13 protein-coding genes and 2 pseudogenes are annotated in these 14254 nt (G+C 66.7%); 6 read left to right on the plus strand and 9 right to left on the minus strand.

Features of this window, described 5'->3' with window-relative positions; all coding sequences use genetic code 11:
* Positions 1 to 8: 8 nt before the first annotated feature.
* Positions 9 to 3500 carry a chromosome segregation protein SMC gene (gene smc, locus EPD81_RS05645; protein WP_185955369.1) on the minus strand — a complete coding sequence of 1164 codons (3492 nt, stop codon included), beginning with the start codon at positions 3498 to 3500 and terminating at the stop codon, positions 9 to 11.
* Between the two features lie 93 nt (positions 3501 to 3593).
* On the opposite strand from smc, the gene dapD reads away from it, so the two are divergent.
* The 4 genes from dapD to prmB are packed head-to-tail and all read left to right on the plus strand — an operon-like array spanning position 3594 to position 7682.
* Positions 3594 to 4424 carry a 2,3,4,5-tetrahydropyridine-2,6-dicarboxylate N-succinyltransferase gene (dapD, locus tag EPD81_RS05650; RefSeq protein ID WP_142804468.1) on the plus strand — a complete coding sequence of 277 codons (831 nt, stop codon included), beginning with the start codon at positions 3594 to 3596 and terminating at the stop codon, positions 4422 to 4424.
* A 13-nt stretch (positions 4425 to 4437) separates the two neighbouring features.
* Complete coding sequence (locus EPD81_RS05655; RefSeq protein WP_142804469.1) at positions 4438 to 5613, plus strand: PilT/PilU family type 4a pilus ATPase; 1176 nt, start codon at positions 4438 to 4440, stop codon at positions 5611 to 5613.
* Positions 5614 to 5617: 4 nt separating this feature from the next.
* Positions 5618 to 6769 carry a succinyl-diaminopimelate desuccinylase gene (gene dapE, locus EPD81_RS05660; protein ID WP_142804470.1) on the plus strand — a complete coding sequence of 384 codons (1152 nt, stop codon included), beginning with the start codon at positions 5618 to 5620 and terminating at the stop codon, positions 6767 to 6769.
* Positions 6756 to 7682 (plus strand): 50S ribosomal protein L3 N(5)-glutamine methyltransferase, encoded by a 927-nt coding sequence (gene prmB / locus EPD81_RS05665; RefSeq protein ID WP_142804471.1) that lies wholly within the window; start codon positions 6756 to 6758, stop codon positions 7680 to 7682. The genes dapE and prmB overlap by 14 nt, the downstream gene beginning before the upstream one ends.
* Positions 7683 to 7734: 52 nt before the next feature.
* Here prmB and EPD81_RS05670 read toward each other — a convergent pair whose 3' ends face one another.
* The 8 genes and pseudogenes from EPD81_RS05670 to EPD81_RS05705 all read right to left on the minus strand — a co-directional run bounded on the left by EPD81_RS05670 (position 7735) and on the right by EPD81_RS05705 (position 13179).
* On the minus strand, positions 7735 to 8058 hold the full coding sequence (locus tag EPD81_RS05670) for an iron-sulfur cluster assembly accessory protein (protein ID WP_142804472.1): 324 nt from the start codon (positions 8056 to 8058) through the stop codon (positions 7735 to 7737).
* A 68-nt stretch (positions 8059 to 8126) separates the two neighbouring features.
* Positions 8127 to 9269: pseudogene (locus tag EPD81_RS05675) on the minus strand (IscS subfamily cysteine desulfurase); the annotation flags it as partial.
* 12 nt (positions 9270 to 9281) lie between these two features.
* Positions 9282 to 10445: a cysteine desulfurase family protein gene (locus EPD81_RS05680; protein WP_142804474.1), complete on the minus strand. Its 1164-nt coding sequence runs from the start codon at positions 10443 to 10445 to the stop codon at positions 9282 to 9284.
* A gap of 4 nt (positions 10446 to 10449) precedes the next feature.
* On the minus strand, positions 10450 to 10932 hold the full coding sequence (locus EPD81_RS05685) for an Rrf2 family transcriptional regulator (RefSeq protein ID WP_142804475.1): 483 nt from the start codon (positions 10930 to 10932) through the stop codon (positions 10450 to 10452).
* Between the two features lie 102 nt (positions 10933 to 11034).
* A complete protein-coding gene (cysE, locus tag EPD81_RS05690) occupies positions 11035 to 11811 on the minus strand; it encodes a serine O-acetyltransferase (RefSeq protein WP_142804476.1) in 777 nt (258 codons plus the stop codon).
* Between the two features lie 42 nt (positions 11812 to 11853).
* Positions 11854 to 12615, minus strand: a complete 762-nt coding sequence (locus EPD81_RS05695) for an RNA methyltransferase (protein ID WP_142804477.1) — start codon at positions 12613 to 12615, stop codon at positions 11854 to 11856.
* A gap of 13 nt (positions 12616 to 12628) precedes the next feature.
* Complete coding sequence (locus tag EPD81_RS05700; RefSeq protein ID WP_142804478.1) at positions 12629 to 12907, minus strand: type II toxin-antitoxin system RelE/ParE family toxin; 279 nt, start codon at positions 12905 to 12907, stop codon at positions 12629 to 12631.
* Positions 12904 to 13179: a CopG family ribbon-helix-helix protein gene (locus EPD81_RS05705; protein ID WP_028874176.1), complete on the minus strand. Its 276-nt coding sequence runs from the start codon at positions 13177 to 13179 to the stop codon at positions 12904 to 12906. Before EPD81_RS05705 ends, EPD81_RS05700 begins: the two co-directional genes overlap by 4 nt.
* 91 nt (positions 13180 to 13270) lie before the next feature.
* Between EPD81_RS05705 and EPD81_RS10955 the strand changes: the two are divergent.
* Both EPD81_RS10955 and EPD81_RS05715 read left to right on the plus strand, forming a co-directional pair.
* Positions 13271 to 13345, plus strand: a pseudogene (locus tag EPD81_RS10955) (organic hydroperoxide resistance protein); the annotation flags it as partial.
* A gap of 104 nt (positions 13346 to 13449) precedes the next feature.
* Positions 13450 to 14253 carry an inositol monophosphatase family protein gene (locus EPD81_RS05715; protein WP_142804479.1) on the plus strand — a complete coding sequence of 268 codons (804 nt, stop codon included), beginning with the start codon at positions 13450 to 13452 and terminating at the stop codon, positions 14251 to 14253.
* Position 14254: the final 1 nt, after the last annotated feature.

The following is a 14254-nucleotide window of genomic DNA, read 5'->3' on the forward strand; positions in this document are numbered from 1 at the left end:
GGCTGGCCTCAGGGCGTTTCGGCGAGCCGAAGCGCTTCGTCGATATCGACGGCGACGATGCGCGAGACGCCCTGCTCCTGCATCGTGACGCCGATGAGCTGCTCGGCCGCCGCCATCGTGATTTTATTATGACTGATGAAGAGAAGTTGCGTCGTGCCGGACATCTCCCGCAACAATCGGGCGTAACGTTCGGTATTGGCATCGTCGAGCGGCGCGTCGACCTCGTCGAGGATGCAGAAAGGCGCCGGGTTGAGGGCGAAGAAGGAGAAGACGAGCGCGATGGCGGTGAGCGCCTTTTCCCCGCCGGAAAGAAGGTGGATGCTCGCATTCTTCTTGCCTGGCGGTTGGGCGACGATCTGCACGCCGGCATCCAAAATCTCTTCGCCGGTGAGCACGAGCTTCGCCTGCCCGCCGCCGAAGAGCCGGGGAAAGAGCCGGCCGAAATGGGCATCGACGGCATCGAACGTGGCGGCGAGCGCCTGGCGCGTCTCGCGGTCGATGCGCCGGATCGCTTCTTCCAGCGTGCCGATGGCGGTGGTGAGATCGTTGAGCTGGGTTTCCAGTGCCGTCTTGCGCTCTTCCACCTGACGCAGGGCTTCGAGCGCGGCAAGGTTGACTTCGCCCAGCGCGGCGAGCTCGCGTCCGAGGCGCTCGATCTCCCGGGCGAGCTTGGCGGCGTCGAGATGGTCGAGCTGGGGTTCGAGCGCGGCCAGATCGGCGCCCAATTCGGCGAGCCGCTCTTCGGCGTGGGTGAGCGCCGCGACCGCTTCCTGCCGCCGTAACCTCGCCTGCTCGAGTTCGTCGCGCAGGGGTTGCAGGGCGAATTCCTGCTGCTGGCGGGTTTCTTCGAGCGCACGGAGCTGCTGGTGGTGCTCGTCCACCCGCAGGCGGGCTTGGGCAAGTGCATTGGCAGCGTGTTCGCGCGCTTCGCGTACGAGGGATTCTTCTTCGAGTGGCGCGGCGGCGAGCCGTTCGCGTTCGGCCTCGTGCTCGGCGCGCTCGCGCTCGAGCCGCTCGAGGCTTTCGGCGGCGATCCGGGCGCGGCGCTCGCTCTCCTCGCGCTTGAGGGTACATTCGCGGCAGGAGAACTCGGCCTCCTGCAGCTCGCGGGCGAGCGCCTGACGCTGCGTGCGGGCCTCTTCGAGGCGTTCATGCTGACGGCGGAGATCGGCCTGACGCTCGAGGCAGGAGGTTTCGAGCGCGGCCTCGCGCTCGAGCAGCTCGGCGATGCGCTCCTGCAGCGTGGCGAGCTCGGCGCGCTCGCGCTCGGCCTGATGAGAGAGGGCGGCACGCTCTTCGTCGATGGCCTGCCGTCGACGACGGGCGTGCTCAAAGACCGTCTCGAGTCGGGCAAGCTCGAGCGCATGGTCGCGTTGCAGCTTTTCGGCTAGCTGCAGCTCGCGGCGCAGCGCCTCGTGTGCCTCCTTTGTTTCGTCACAGGCAGCGGCACGGCGGGAACGTTCCTCCGCGGCGGATTCCCGCTGCCGCTCGAGCTCGGCACATTCGGCGTCCAGCACACCGAGCTCGCGGGCGCGCTCGAGGACCCCGGCGAGCATCCGCTCGTCGGCGCCGAGGCTACGCGCTCCATGGGGATCGGCAATCCAGCCTCGCCGGTCGACCAGGCGCAACCCGCGTTCGCGGGCCCAGGCGAGGTTCGTTTTGTCGATCGTCTCGACGAAGACGGTATGGGCCAGGAGACGCTGGAGGGCTCCGGCGAGCGTTGGGTCGCTCGTGGAGACCGCCGCCGCGGCGCGCACTGCCCCCTGGGGCACTGGCCCGAAGCCTTCCGGCTCGTCCGCCAGGGGAAGATCCTGCCACAGGCAGGCTTCCCCTGAACGCGGCGCGTGTTCGAGCTGCCTCGCGGCCTCGGGTAGCGGCACGAGGCGCGCGCCGAGCCAGGGGCCGAGCACCGTTTCGGCTGCCGCTTCCCAGCCGGCGGCGACTTCCAGCCTGGGCCAGAGGGCCGCGTATTCCTGCCCTGCAGCCCCGGCGCAGCGCGCCTGGGTTTCGGCGAGCGCCCGACGGCGCGCTTCGAGCCGACCGAGTTCGGCATCGAGCCGACGGAATTCGTCGCGGACGGCGTCGAGGCGTACCTGCGCCTCCTGCGCCTTGGCTTGGGCGGCGGCCAGTGCCTCACGCTGCTCCTCCACCCGCCCGGCGAGCGTGTCTTGCCGGGCGCGCTCGCGTTCAAGCGCCTCCTCGTCGCCGCCCTCGAGCGACGAGGATTCCTGCGCCAGACGCTCGAGCCGGGTCTCGTTCGCCTGCAGCGAGCGCTCGAGCGCGGCAATGCGGGCGCGTTCGACGGCGATCTGCCGCTGGGCATCGTTCCGCTCGCGCTCGGCGATCGCCGCGCCGTGGCGGGTATCTTCCAGGGCACGCCCGAGTGCCTCCAGGACCTCGTCGAACGAATCCACCCGCTCCTGCAGCGTCTCGCGGCGCCCCTGGGCGAGTTCGGCGAGCTCGTCCCAGCGCGCCAGGTCGAGGCGGGCCTGTTCGCCCTCTTCCTGCCAGCGTTGCGATTCCTCGGCAATGCGCTCTAACCGCTCGGCAAGGGCGGCGAGCGTCTCCTCGCGGTGGCGACGGGCCTCGATCACCCGCTCGAGCCGGGCGCTCGCCTCGAAATAAACCTGCTGGGCGGATTCGAGCGCCGCGGCGGCCGCCTGCGCCTGGGCACGGGCCGATTCCAGGGCAGCCTCGAGCGCGCTTCGTTCCTGCCGCTGCCGTTCGAGCTCGGCTTCGAGCGCGGCGATGCGCTCCTCGCCGGCGGCAAGGGCCATGGCCGCCTCGCGCCGTCGCAGCGCCCAGGATTGCTGACGTGCGAGGCGCAAGCGCTTTTCCAGCTCACGATAACGCCGGGCACGTTCGGCCTGGGTGGCGAGCGTCTCGGCCTGGGCCGCGAGTTCGGCGTGCAGGTCGGCCAGCCGCTCGAGATGGGCGCGCGCATCCCGCAGCCGAGCTTCCGTCTCCTTGCGTCGCTCGTGGTAGCGGGTCACGCCGGCCGCCTCTTCGAGGAAACGGCGCAGCTCTTCCGGCTTCGCCTCGACGATGCGCGAGATCATGCCCTGTTCGATGATGGCGTAAGCGCGCGGCCCCAGTCCCGTGCCGAGAAAGAGGTCGACCACGTCCCGGCGCCGTACGCGCTGTCCGTTGAGGAAATAGGAGGATTCGCCGCCGCGCACGACGACGCGTTTGACCGAAATCTCGGCAAACCGCCCCCAGGGGCCCGGCACGCTGCCGTCGGCATTATCGAAGACGAGCTCGACGCTGGCGCGCGCCAAGGGTTTGCGCGTGTCCGAGCCGTTGAAGATCACGTCCGACATCTGCTCGCCGCGCAGGGCGGAGGCGCGCATTTCACCGAGCACCCAGCGCACGGCGTCGATCACGTTCGATTTGCCGCAGCCATTGGGGCCGACGATGCCGACCAATGCCCCGGGGAGCACGAGGGTGGTTGGCTCGACGAAGGTCTTGAAACCGGCCAGTTTGATCTTGATGAGTCGCACGGCGTATGAGGGAAGACCAATGAAGGCTTCGAGCCGCGCATGATACCATTTCGCGTTTCGTGAAACTGAAAATCGATCCACGGAGGACACCCCATGACCGACTGGCAAGGCGTCGCATCGCTGATCGACGCGGCATTCGAAGAGCGCACTCGCTTCTCCCCCGGCAACGCGCCCAAAGATCTCGTCGACGCGGTGGAGGCGGTGATCGACGGGCTCGACCGGGGCGCGATCCGTGTGGCCGAGAAGCGCGACGGCGATTGGCACGTCAATCAGTGGATCAAGAAAGCGGTGTTGCTCTCTTTCCGTCTGCGCGACAATCGCCTCATGGAAGGCGGCGAGACGCGCTACTTCGACAAGGTCGAGCCGAAATTCGCCCGCTACGACGAAGCGGCGTTTCGCGCGGGCGGCTTTCGCGTGGTGCCCCCGGCGGCGGCGCGGCGCGGCTGCTACATCGCCAAGAACGTGGTGCTCATGCCTTCCTACGTGAACATCGGCGCCTACGTCGATGAAGGCACGATGGTCGATACCTGGGCCACGGTGGGCTCCTGCGCCCAGATCGGCAAGAACGTGCATCTTTCCGGCGGCGTGGGTATCGGCGGCGTGCTGGAGCCGGTGCAGGCGGGGCCGGTCATCATCGAGGACAACGTCTTCGTCGGCGCGCGCTCCGAGATCGTCGAAGGCGTGATCGTCGAAGAGAATGCCGTGATCTCCATGGGCGTCTATCTGGGAATGAGCACGAAGATCTACGATCGCGAAAGCGGTGAGATCCTCTACGGGCGTGTGCCCTCCGGCGCCGTGGTCGTGCCCGGCAGCCTCCCCTCCGCCGATGGCAAGTACAGCTTGTACTGCGCGGTGATCGTCAAGCGCGTGGATGCCCAGACACGCGCGAAGACCGCGATCAACGAACTGCTGCGCGGCGCCTGAGGAGTCGATCATCATGCCGATCGTCACACCAGTGCTGGAAAAACTCTTTCGCGCGATGCACGATCGCAGCGCCTCCGACATCTTCATCACGGCGGGCGCGCCGATCCACATCAAGATCAACGGCATCGTGGCACCGATCAACCAGCAGGTGATGAAGCCTGATCAAGTGCGACGGATACTGGAAGACGCCATCGCCAACGAGACCTTGTGGCAGCGCTACGTCGAGCGTAAAGAGCTCAATTTCTCCCTGGGCTTGTCCGAGGTCGGTAACTTCCGCATCAACGCCTTTTGGCAGCGCAACAGCCCGGCGGCGGTGATCCGCTACGTGAGCCGCGACATTCCTTCGTTCGAAACCCTTGGCTTGCCGCCCGTGCTGGGTGAAATGGCCCTCGGCAAGCGAGGGCTCATTCTGGTGGTGGGCCCCACGGGGTCGGGCAAATCGACCACGCTCGCCGCGATGATCGATCATCGCAACGCGAACCTGCCGGGCCACATCCTCACGGTGGAAGACCCCATCGAATATCTCTTCCGCCACAAGAAATCCCTGGTCAACCAACGCGACGTGGGCATCGACACCCTTTCCTGGGGTGAGGCGCTCAAAAGCGCCATGCGCCAGGCACCGGACTGCATCCTCATCGGCGAGATCCGCGACCTCGAGACCATGCAGGCGGCCATCGCTTATGCGCTCACCGGGCACCTGGTGCTGGCTTCGCTGCATGCCAACAACACCTATCACGCGCTCAACCGCATCGTGAATTTCTACCCGCTCGAGAGCCGAGGCTTGCTCTTCTCAGACCTGAGCGTGGCCCTGCGAGGGATCATCGCCCAACGCCTGGTACGGCACGTCCAAGGGCAACGCATTCCTGCAGTGGAGATTCTCGTCAATTCGCGGCTGATCGCCGAGATGATCGAGAAAGGCAATCTCTCCATGATCAAGGACGCGATGGAGCGCTCCCTCTCGCCGGGCGTGCAGACCTTCGACCAGGATCTTGTGCGGCTCTACCGCAATAGCGCCATCACCCTGGAAGAGGCGATCGCCCAGGCTGATTCGCCCACCAACCTGCAGTGGGAACTGCAAAACGCAGGGGTGCAGACCACGATCCAAGACGGCGGCATTCCCACCTCCGACGTCGACCTGCCTTCGCAGATGACCGAGATCGATTTTCCCTCTTTGGCCGACATGAAGTGACGACATGAACGTGCTCGAACTCGCCCAGGCGCTCATCCGGCTCCCTTCCGTCACGCCCGAGGAGGGCGGGTGCCTCGCGCTCATCGGCGAGCGGCTCGCCCGTCTCGGTTTCACGCTGGAGCGCCTCGACGCCGGGGGAGTGGCCAACCTCTGGGCGCGGCGCGGGGAAGAGGGGCCGCTCTTTGTCTTTGCCGGGCACGTCGACGTCGTGCCGCCCGGCCCCGAGGATCGCTGGCGTTTTCCCCCCTTCTCCGCCACGGTGGCCGAGGGCAGGCTCTACGGGCGCGGCGCCGCCGACATGAAGAGCTCGCTCGCGGCCATGGTGTGGGCGGTGGAAGCCTTCCTTGCCGAGCGCCCCTCGCATGGGGGCTCCATCGGCTTTCTCCTCACTTCCGATGAGGAAGGACCGGCGGTGCACGGCACACGCCACGTGGTCGAGGTTCTGCGCTCGCGCGGCCTGCGCTTCGACTACGCCCTGGTGGGCGAGCCCACCTGCGAGCGCGTGCTCGGAGACACGATCAAGAACGGCCGGCGCGGTTCGCTCACCGGCCGGCTCACGGTGCATGGCAAGCAGGGTCACGTCGCCTATCCCCATCTGGTCGATAACCCGGTGCATCGCCTGGCGCCGGCGCTCGCCGAACTCGTGGCCACCGAATGGGATCGGGGCAACGAACATTTTCCGCCCACGTCGCTGCAGGTGACCGACCTGCACGCCGGGGTGGGTGCGACGAACGTGGTGCCCGGCGAATGCCGCATGACTTTCAATTTCCGCTTTTCCTCCGAGCAGACGCCGGAGGGCCTGCAGGAGTGGGTGGAGGCGATTTTGCACCGCCACGGCGTGCCCTTCTCCCTTTCCTGGGAGCTGGGCGGGCGCCCCTTCCTCACGCCCCGGGGCGAACTCGTCGCGGCGCTATCGGACGGCGTCGAAGCCGCCTGCGGGATTGCGCCGCGGCTCTCCACCAGCGGCGGCACCTCCGACGGACGCTTCATCGCCGCCATCTGTCCGCAGGTGGTGGAATTCGGACCGGTCAATGCCACCATCCACCAGATCGACGAATGCGTGGCGCTCGAAGAACTGGAGCCACTCGCCGCCGTCTATCGCGGCGTCCTGGAACGCTTGCTGCCCCCTGCCGGAGAAGCCCATGCACGAAGCTGAAGACGATCCGATGTTCGAAGCCCACGAGCACGACGAGACCGAGGCGCTCATCACGGTGCGCGACTGGGTACGCTACGCCGTCACCCGGCTCGAGAGCGAAGAGGCGTTCTACGGCCACGGTTGCGAGGACGTGCTCGATGAGGCGGTGTGGCTGGTGAGCGGCGCCTTGAAGCTGCCGCGCGAGCGCTTCGAGTGGTTTCTGGACGCAAGCCTCACCGAGTCCGAGCGCCAACGCCTGGCCGAGCTGGTGGAGCGCCGCGCCGTCGACAAGGTGCCGACGGCTTACCTCCTCAACGAAGCCTGGCTGGGGCCGTTTCGCTTCTACGTGGATGAGCGGGTGATCGTGCCGCGCTCCTTCCTCGCCGAGCTGCTCGAGGAGCGCTTCTTGCCTTGGATCGAGCAGCCGGAAAGAATACAGCGGGTGCTCGATCTGTGCACCGGCTCGGGGTGTCTCGCGATCGTGGCCGCCTACGCCTTTCCTCAGGCGGAGATCGTGGCGGCCGACTTCTCGGACGAGGCGCTGGAAGTCGCGCGCATCAACGTCGAAGCCTACGGCCTGCAGGATCGCGTGCGGCTGCTGCACTCGGACGTATTCTCGGGGCTTGCCGGTGAGTCATTCGATCTGATCGTGAGCAACCCGCCCTACGTCACGGCCCAGGCCATGGCCGAACTGCCGCCCGAGTACCGCCACGAGCCGGCGCTCGCGCTCGCCGCGGGGGAAGACGGGCTCGACGTGGTGCGGCGCATCCTCGCCGAAGCGAAGCGCCACCTCACGCCTCAGGGCTGGCTCGCCGTGGAAGTCGGGCACAACCGGGCGCTCGTCGAAGCGGCCTTCCCCGAGCTCCCCTTCACCTGGCTCGCCACGGAGACGGCGGAGGACAAGGTGTTTCTCCTGCCCGCCTCCGCGCTATGAGCGCCGGGGAAGAAATCGTCGCGAGCGGTTCGAGTGATGCCCTGGCGCTCTCTCAGACGGCGAAGCTCTCGCCACACCCGCAGGTGGCCTTCACGTTGGGGTTGTCGAACTTGAAGGATTCGTTCAAGCCTTCGCGGCGGTAGTCGATCACCGTGCCCTCGAGCATCGGCAGATCGTCTTGCGCCACCAGCACTTTCACGCCATGGCTCTCGAATACCAGATCCTGCGGTCCCGCCGTGTCGGCCACGTCGAGCTTGTAGGCAAAGCCCGTACAGCCCGAAGGCGTCACGCCCAGCTTCAACCCCAAGCCATGGCCGCGTTTTTCCAGGATCCGCCGCACTTGGGCAGCGGCGCGTTCCGTCAGGGTGATCGCCATGATACGCTCCATTTCTCGAAATGAATGAATAGACCCTTCCCTGCCCCGCAGGGTTTCCCTCAGCGCCCCCGCAGGGCGAGGATGCGCTCGCGCAGCAGGCGGATCGCCGTGTCGATCTCCTCGGCGGTGGTGAACCGCCCCAGGGTGAGACGCAAGGCGCTGCGGGCGAGCTCCGGCGTTCGTCCGAGGGCGCGCAGCACGTAGGAGGGTTCGAGGCTCGCCGAAGTGCAGGCCGAGCCGGCCGACACGGCCAGTTCCTCGCCCAACGACAGGAGCAGGGCATCGCCCTCGATGCCTTCGACCGAAACGTTGAGATTGTGCGGCACGCGTCGCTCGAGGTCGCCATTGACGTGGATACCCGGAAGCTCCAGCAACGCGGCGAGCAGGCGGTCGCGCAGCGCCCGGATGCGCGGCACTTCCTCGGCCATTTCTTCCCGCGCGAGGCGATAGGCTTCACCCATGCCGACGATCTGGTGCGTGGGCAGCGTCCCCGAGCGAAAACCACGCTCGTGCCCTCCGCCGTGCATCTGCGCCTCCAGCCGCACCCGCGGGCGACGGCGCACGTAGAGTGCGCCGATCCCTTTGGGGCCGTACGTCTTGTGGGCAGAGAAGGACATGAGCGAGACGTCGAGTTTTTGCAGGTCGATCGCCACTTTGCCGGTGGCCTGCGCCGCATCGACGTGAAAGAGGATGCCGCGCTCGCGGCACAGCGCCCCGATCTCCTCGATCGGCTGAATGACGCCGATCTCGCTGTTGACGAGCGCCACCGACACGAGCAGGGTGTCCGGGCGCAGGGCGCGTTCGAGTTCGTCCAGATCGACCAGACCGTCGTCGCGCACCGGCAGATAGGTGGCGGTGAAACTGCGCGATTCCAGCGCCTTGACGCTGTCGAGCACCGCCTTGTGTTCGGTCTGCAGGGTGACGAGATGCCGACCCCGGTCGCGGTAGAACTCCGCCACGCCCTTGATGGCGAGGTTGTCGGCCTCGGTCGCGCCCGAAGTCCACACGAGTTCGCGCGGCTCGCAGCCGACGAGCTCGGCCACACGGCTGCGCGCCTCTTCCACGGCTTTTTCCGCCTCCCAGCCGTAGGCGTGGGTGCGGCTTGCCGGGTTGCCGAAACGTTCGGTGAGCCAGGGAATCATGGCATCGCGCACGCGCGGATCCACCGGCGTGGTGGCGGCATAGTCGAGGTAGATCGGTCGTCGCTGCATGAAGGATTCCTTTCAATCGGCACACAGGGCCGCGAGGCGCCGCAGCTGGCCCGCGGCTTGCGCGAGCGCGGCGAGAAACCCGTCGATGTCGGCTTGGGTCGTGCTGCGTCCGGTACTCACGCGTACGGCCCCGCGCGCGAGCGCCTCGGGCACGCCCATGGCGAGCAGGCTGCGCGGCGCGCCGGGCTGGGCGCTGGAGCAGGCCGAGCCGGTGCCCACCGCGAAACCGGCGCGATCGAGCACACCGGCGAGCGCCGCCCCTTCCAAGCCGGGCAGGGCAAAAAACGTCGTATTGGGTAGCCGCGCCGCGCCGGCGCCGAAGATCACCGCCCCCTGCGCTGGGAGCCCCGCCTCCAGCCGCTGCTGCAAGGCGTGCAGGCGGGCGTGCAAGGATTCCCTGGCTTCGAGCGCTTCGACGAGCGCCGCGGCCATGGCCATCGCGCCCGGCACGTTCTCGGTGCCCGAGCGCCGCCCTGCCTCCTGCCCGCCGCCGGTGAGCAACGGCGCCAATGCCACTTCACGCGCGAGCACGAGGGCACCGATCCCCGTCGGCGCGCCGAACTTGTGCCCCGACAGCGTGAGCGCATGCACGCCTAGGGCGCGCCGCGACAACGGCATTTTCCCGGCCGCCTGCACCGCGTCGCAATGCACCAGGGCGCCGGCCTCGCGTGCCGCTCGGGCGAGGCTCGCCACGTCCTGGATCACGCCCGTCTCGTTGTGCGCCAGCATCACCGAAACGAGCGCCGGGCGCTCGCGCAGGATGCGCTCGAAGGCGAGCGGGTCGACCCGGCCCGCGGCATCCACAGGGATCTCGACGAAGCGCCAACCGTGCGCAGCGAGGCTTCTTGCCGTTTCGTAGACGCTGGAGTGCTCGACGGCACTCACGGCGATGATGCCAGGCTCCATGAGCGCCGCCGCACCGCGCAGGAAGAGCGCGTTGGCCTCGGTGCCGCCGCTCGTGAAGACGATCTCCTCGGGCGCTGTCTCGAGACAGTCGGCCAGGGTACGCCGCGCCTCTTCGAGCAGGGTACGGGCGCGTCGCCCCGCGGAATGCAGACTGGAGGGGTTGCCGAGCAACTCTCCGTCCAGACAGGACTGCAACACGGCGCGCGCCGACGCCGCGAGCGGCGCGGTGGCATTCCAATCGAGATAGACGCCACCCGGGGCGAGGGTCATCGCCTCAGCAAGCCTCGCAGGCGGCGAGCTCACCCGTCTCATTGGCCTTCTTCTTTTTCGGCCGGCGACGGGAAACGACGCGCTTGATCTCGCCGCGCACCACGGCGCCCAAGGTGACGGAGTCGAGATACTCCATCATGCGCACGTTGAGGTTGCTCCAGAGATGGTGCGTGGAGCAGATGTGGTCGTTCTGACAATTTTCCTTGCCGCCGCACTGCGTGGTATCGAGCGGCTCGTCCACCGCCTCGACGATCTCGGCGATGGTGATTTCGTCCATCGGCCGCCCGAGGCGGTAGCCGCCGCCGGGCCCGCGCACGCTCGACACGAGGCCCTCGCGCCGCAGGCGGCTGAAGAGTTGTTCGAGATAGGACAAAGAAATACCCTGGCGCTCGGCGATGGTCGCCAGCGCCACCGGCCCCTTGTCCTGGTGCTTGGCCAGGTCCACCATCGCGGTGACCGCGAATCGCCCCTTCGTCGTCAGTCGCATCGTCCATTCTCCCGCCGGATCCTCGCCAGCGTGTCGCAAGCAAAATAACTTACCCGACTGAAAAAGTCAACTATTCGGGCGATGCGTTCTGCCTATTTCTGCCTATTCCACCCAACGTGAAACGCGCTGCGGGTCGAACCCCTGATCCTCGCCGGGCAGATCGGGCAAAGCGATGCCGGCCGCTTCCAGCCGGCGCACGAGTTCGGCGAAGCGTCGGTCGGATTCCACCGCGTGATCGAGCAGCGCGTGCAGCGCCTTGGCGAGCGGATCGTCGAGATCCTTGGTGAGGCCATAAGCGGTGAACCCGATCTCCTCGGCCTTGCGTCGACGCGCTTCGTCGCGCGATTCCTCCTGTTCCGGCTCGAGGATACGCGCGAGCGTTCCGACCGCGGTCGCACCGGGCGGAACCGGCTTGACGACGACCGCGTTCGAGCCGATCTTGGCCCCTGCTCCGACGGTAAACCCTCCCAGCACCTTGGCCCCGGCACCGACCACCACGCCAGATTCCAGCGTGGGGTGGCGCTTCACGCCACGATAGAGCGAGGTGCCGCCCAGCGTCACGCCCTGGTAGATGGTGCAGTCGTCGCCCACCTCCGCCGTCTCGCCGATCACCACTCCCATGCCGTGATCGATGAACACGCGCCGGCCGATCGTCGCGCCGGGGTGAATCTCGATGCCGGTGAGCCAGCGCGCGAGATGGCTGAGAAAACGCGCGAGCCAATACCAGCGCCGCGTCCACAAGAAATGCGCCAGCCGGTGCAGCCAGAGGGCGTGCAGACCGGGGTAGCAGGTGAGCACTTCCCAGCGCGAGCGTGCCGCCGGGTCGCGTTGCAGGATGCTGTCGATGTCTTCACGCAGGCGTTCCAGCCAAGAGGGCATGGAGAAGTTCCTTTCTCGGATCGGGCGGGAAAGCAAAGCATTTTACGGGATTTTGCGCACCACCGCCTTGAGCATGCCGCGCAGGATGTCGAGTTCGGCCCGCTCGAGCCGAGCGCGCGCGAGCAGCCGCCGCAGCCGCGCCTCCAGTCGTTTCGGCGTGGCCGGATCGTAGAAATCGAGCCGCTCGAGCACGGTGAGCCACTGCGCGAGCAGTCCCTCGACCGCCTCGTGCGAAGCGGGCACGAAATCGGGCGCGTCCGCGATGGCGCTCGCCTGCGGCGCAAAGGCTTCGCAGGTGCGGGCGAGTACGTAACCGACCACCTGCACCGCCGCCGCCAGATTGAGCGAAGAATACTCGGGATTGGCCGGAATCGTTGCCGGGAAAGTGCATTGCCACACTTCCTCGTTCGTCAGACCGTTCGTCTCGTTGCCGAAGACGAGCGCAGCCTGAGCATCAGGTACGGCCTGGAGCACCTCGAGCACTTCGCCGGCGCTCTCTTCGGGGGTACGAAAAGGCTGAACATACGTGCGCGAGCGTGTGGTGAAAGCCACGCTCACGGCCGTCCCGGCAAGCGCCTCGGCGAGGGTATCCACCACCACGGCGCGCTCGAGCACGTCGACCGCGCCGGAGGCCCGGGCCGTGGCCTCCGCATCGGGAAAACGCCGCGGCGCCACCAACACGAGCCGGGACAAACCCATCGTCTTCATCGCCCGCGCCGCCGCTCCGATATTGCCCGGATGCGAAGGACGGCACAGCACGACGCGCACACGGGCAAGCGATCGCGCGCCTTCATGGTCTACCATAGGTGACAACAATTCAGCGTTGCTCCCGTGTATGCCATATGCGCAAAATGAAGATATCCGCGTCACGGAGCTCGTATCGCATCTCGTAATCGCTTATGAGCAACCGACGAACCTCGCGTGGCGCGAACTGAAAAAGCTGCTCCCCGATCCGGGGATTCGTCACCAAGACGCTCGGCGCCGAAATCAGGGTTTTCATCACCCTATTGGCCGCCTGCTCATTCTTCGGGGCAAGAAAAGTGTAGAGACGCTCCAAGTCGGACAAGGCCTTGCCCGTCCAGCGTATTTCCCTCATCGCGGCTCGGGCATCGGCAAGGGTTGATCGGTACCGATTCGTTCGACCCATTCCTGAACGACCCGATGCTCCACCACGTACCCCGCATCGACGTCTTCGAGTGCCTCCCTCGTGAGACGATCCTTTTCTTCCTCTTGGGCGATCCAGGCCGCAAGTGCCTGTTTCAAGATCCAGCCCCGCGACCGCTCCATGCGCCGGGCGAGATCATCGACTTTCTCGGCCAAAGGGACAGGCACGTGGACTGTCAGAACTCGAGTCTCGGTTTTCGACATCTGTAGTCTCTTCATGCTCTGAATCAATGTGATTCATTCTAAATCGCCGTTGAGAAAAACTCAACGCACGGCAGAAGAACCGATGCTTGCCGCACATCACGTCTGCCCCTACTCCAACGCCGTGCGCGGCAACATCGACGTGACCTTGTCGGTGCGGGGGGTCTGAAACGTACGACCGGGGCCGGTTATCTGTCCGCCGGCCTCGCCGCCCTTTACGGTAAAATCTTGAGTTCGCCCGCGGAAGGCGTTTCACTACCGAGGATTTTGCCGATGATCGTCCACCCCACCCTCAACATCGCCATCAAGGCCGCCCGGCGTGCCGCCGCCATCATAAACCGCGCGGCCCTGCAGCTCGAGCGCCTCACCATCGAAGCCAAGGCGTTCAACGACTTCGTCACCGAGGTCGATCGCGCGGCCGAAGAGGCGATCATCGAGACGATCCGCGAAGTGTATCCGGAACATGCCATCCTTGCCGAGGAATCGGGCGCATTGGCCGGGGAAGGGTTCGAGTGGATCATCGACCCGCTCGACGGCACGACGAACTTCATCCACGGCGTACCGCAATACGCCATCTCCATCGCCGTGCGCAAGGACGGGATATTGGAACATGCGGTGGTCTTCGACCCGGTGCGCAACGAGCTCTTTGCCGCCTCGCGCGGCAGTGGGGCGTATCTCAACGAACGGCGCATTCGCGTGAGCCGCACGGTGAAGCTGCACCAGGCGCTCATCGGCACGGGGTTTCCTTTCCGCGAGTTCCGTCACATCGACACCTACCTGGCGATCTTCCGCGATCTGGCGCAAAAGACCGCCGGAATTCGCCGTCCCGGCGCAGCGGCGCTCGATCTGGCCTACGTGGCCGCCGGCCGATTCGACGGTTTCTGGGAATTCGGTCTCCAGCCTTGGGACATGGCCGCGGGGGCGCTGTTGATCCTCGAGGCGGGCGGCCTGGTGAGCGATCTCTCCGGTGAAGGCGGCTTTCTCGAGAGCGGCAACGTCGTGGCCGGTACCCCCAAGGTTTTCGTGCCGCTGCTCGGCGTGGTGCGTGAGCACCTCACGCCCGAGCTTTCACGCTGAT

Source organism: Tepidiphilus sp. J10, assembly GCF_006980785.1.
Lineage (GTDB): Bacteria > Pseudomonadota > Gammaproteobacteria > Burkholderiales > Rhodocyclaceae > Tepidiphilus > Tepidiphilus olei.

What these genes read in the sequence shown, in the direction of transcription:
- dapD (WP_142804468.1), top strand. Translation starts at nt 3,594, where the DNA reads ATGACCGACTGGCAAGGCGTCGCATCGCTGATCGACGCGGCATTCGAA.
- EPD81_RS05655 (WP_142804469.1), top strand. Translation starts at nt 4,438, where the DNA reads ATGCCGATCGTCACACCAGTGCTGGAAAAACTCTTTCGCGCGATGCAC.
- dapE (WP_142804470.1), top strand. Translation starts at nt 5,618, where the DNA reads ATGAACGTGCTCGAACTCGCCCAGGCGCTCATCCGGCTCCCTTCCGTC.
- prmB (WP_142804471.1), top strand. Translation starts at nt 6,756, where the DNA reads ATGCACGAAGCTGAAGACGATCCGATGTTCGAAGCCCACGAGCACGAC.
- EPD81_RS05670 (WP_142804472.1), bottom strand. Translation starts at nt 8,058, where the DNA reads ATGGCGATCACCCTGACGGAACGCGCCGCTGCCCAAGTGCGGCGGATC.
- EPD81_RS05680 (WP_142804474.1), bottom strand. Translation starts at nt 10,445, where the DNA reads ATGACCCTCGCCCCGGGTGGCGTCTATCTCGATTGGAATGCCACCGCG.
- EPD81_RS05685 (WP_142804475.1), bottom strand. Translation starts at nt 10,932, where the DNA reads ATGCGACTGACGACGAAGGGGCGATTCGCGGTCACCGCGATGGTGGAC.
- cysE (WP_142804476.1), bottom strand. Translation starts at nt 11,811, where the DNA reads ATGCCCTCTTGGCTGGAACGCCTGCGTGAAGACATCGACAGCATCCTG.
- EPD81_RS05695 (WP_142804477.1), bottom strand. Translation starts at nt 12,615, where the DNA reads ATGGTAGACCATGAAGGCGCGCGATCGCTTGCCCGTGTGCGCGTCGTG.
- EPD81_RS05700 (WP_142804478.1), bottom strand. Translation starts at nt 12,907, where the DNA reads ATGAGGGAAATACGCTGGACGGGCAAGGCCTTGTCCGACTTGGAGCGT.
- EPD81_RS05705 (WP_028874176.1), bottom strand. Translation starts at nt 13,179, where the DNA reads ATGTCGAAAACCGAGACTCGAGTTCTGACAGTCCACGTGCCTGTCCCT.
- EPD81_RS05715 (WP_142804479.1), top strand. Translation starts at nt 13,450, where the DNA reads ATGATCGTCCACCCCACCCTCAACATCGCCATCAAGGCCGCCCGGCGT.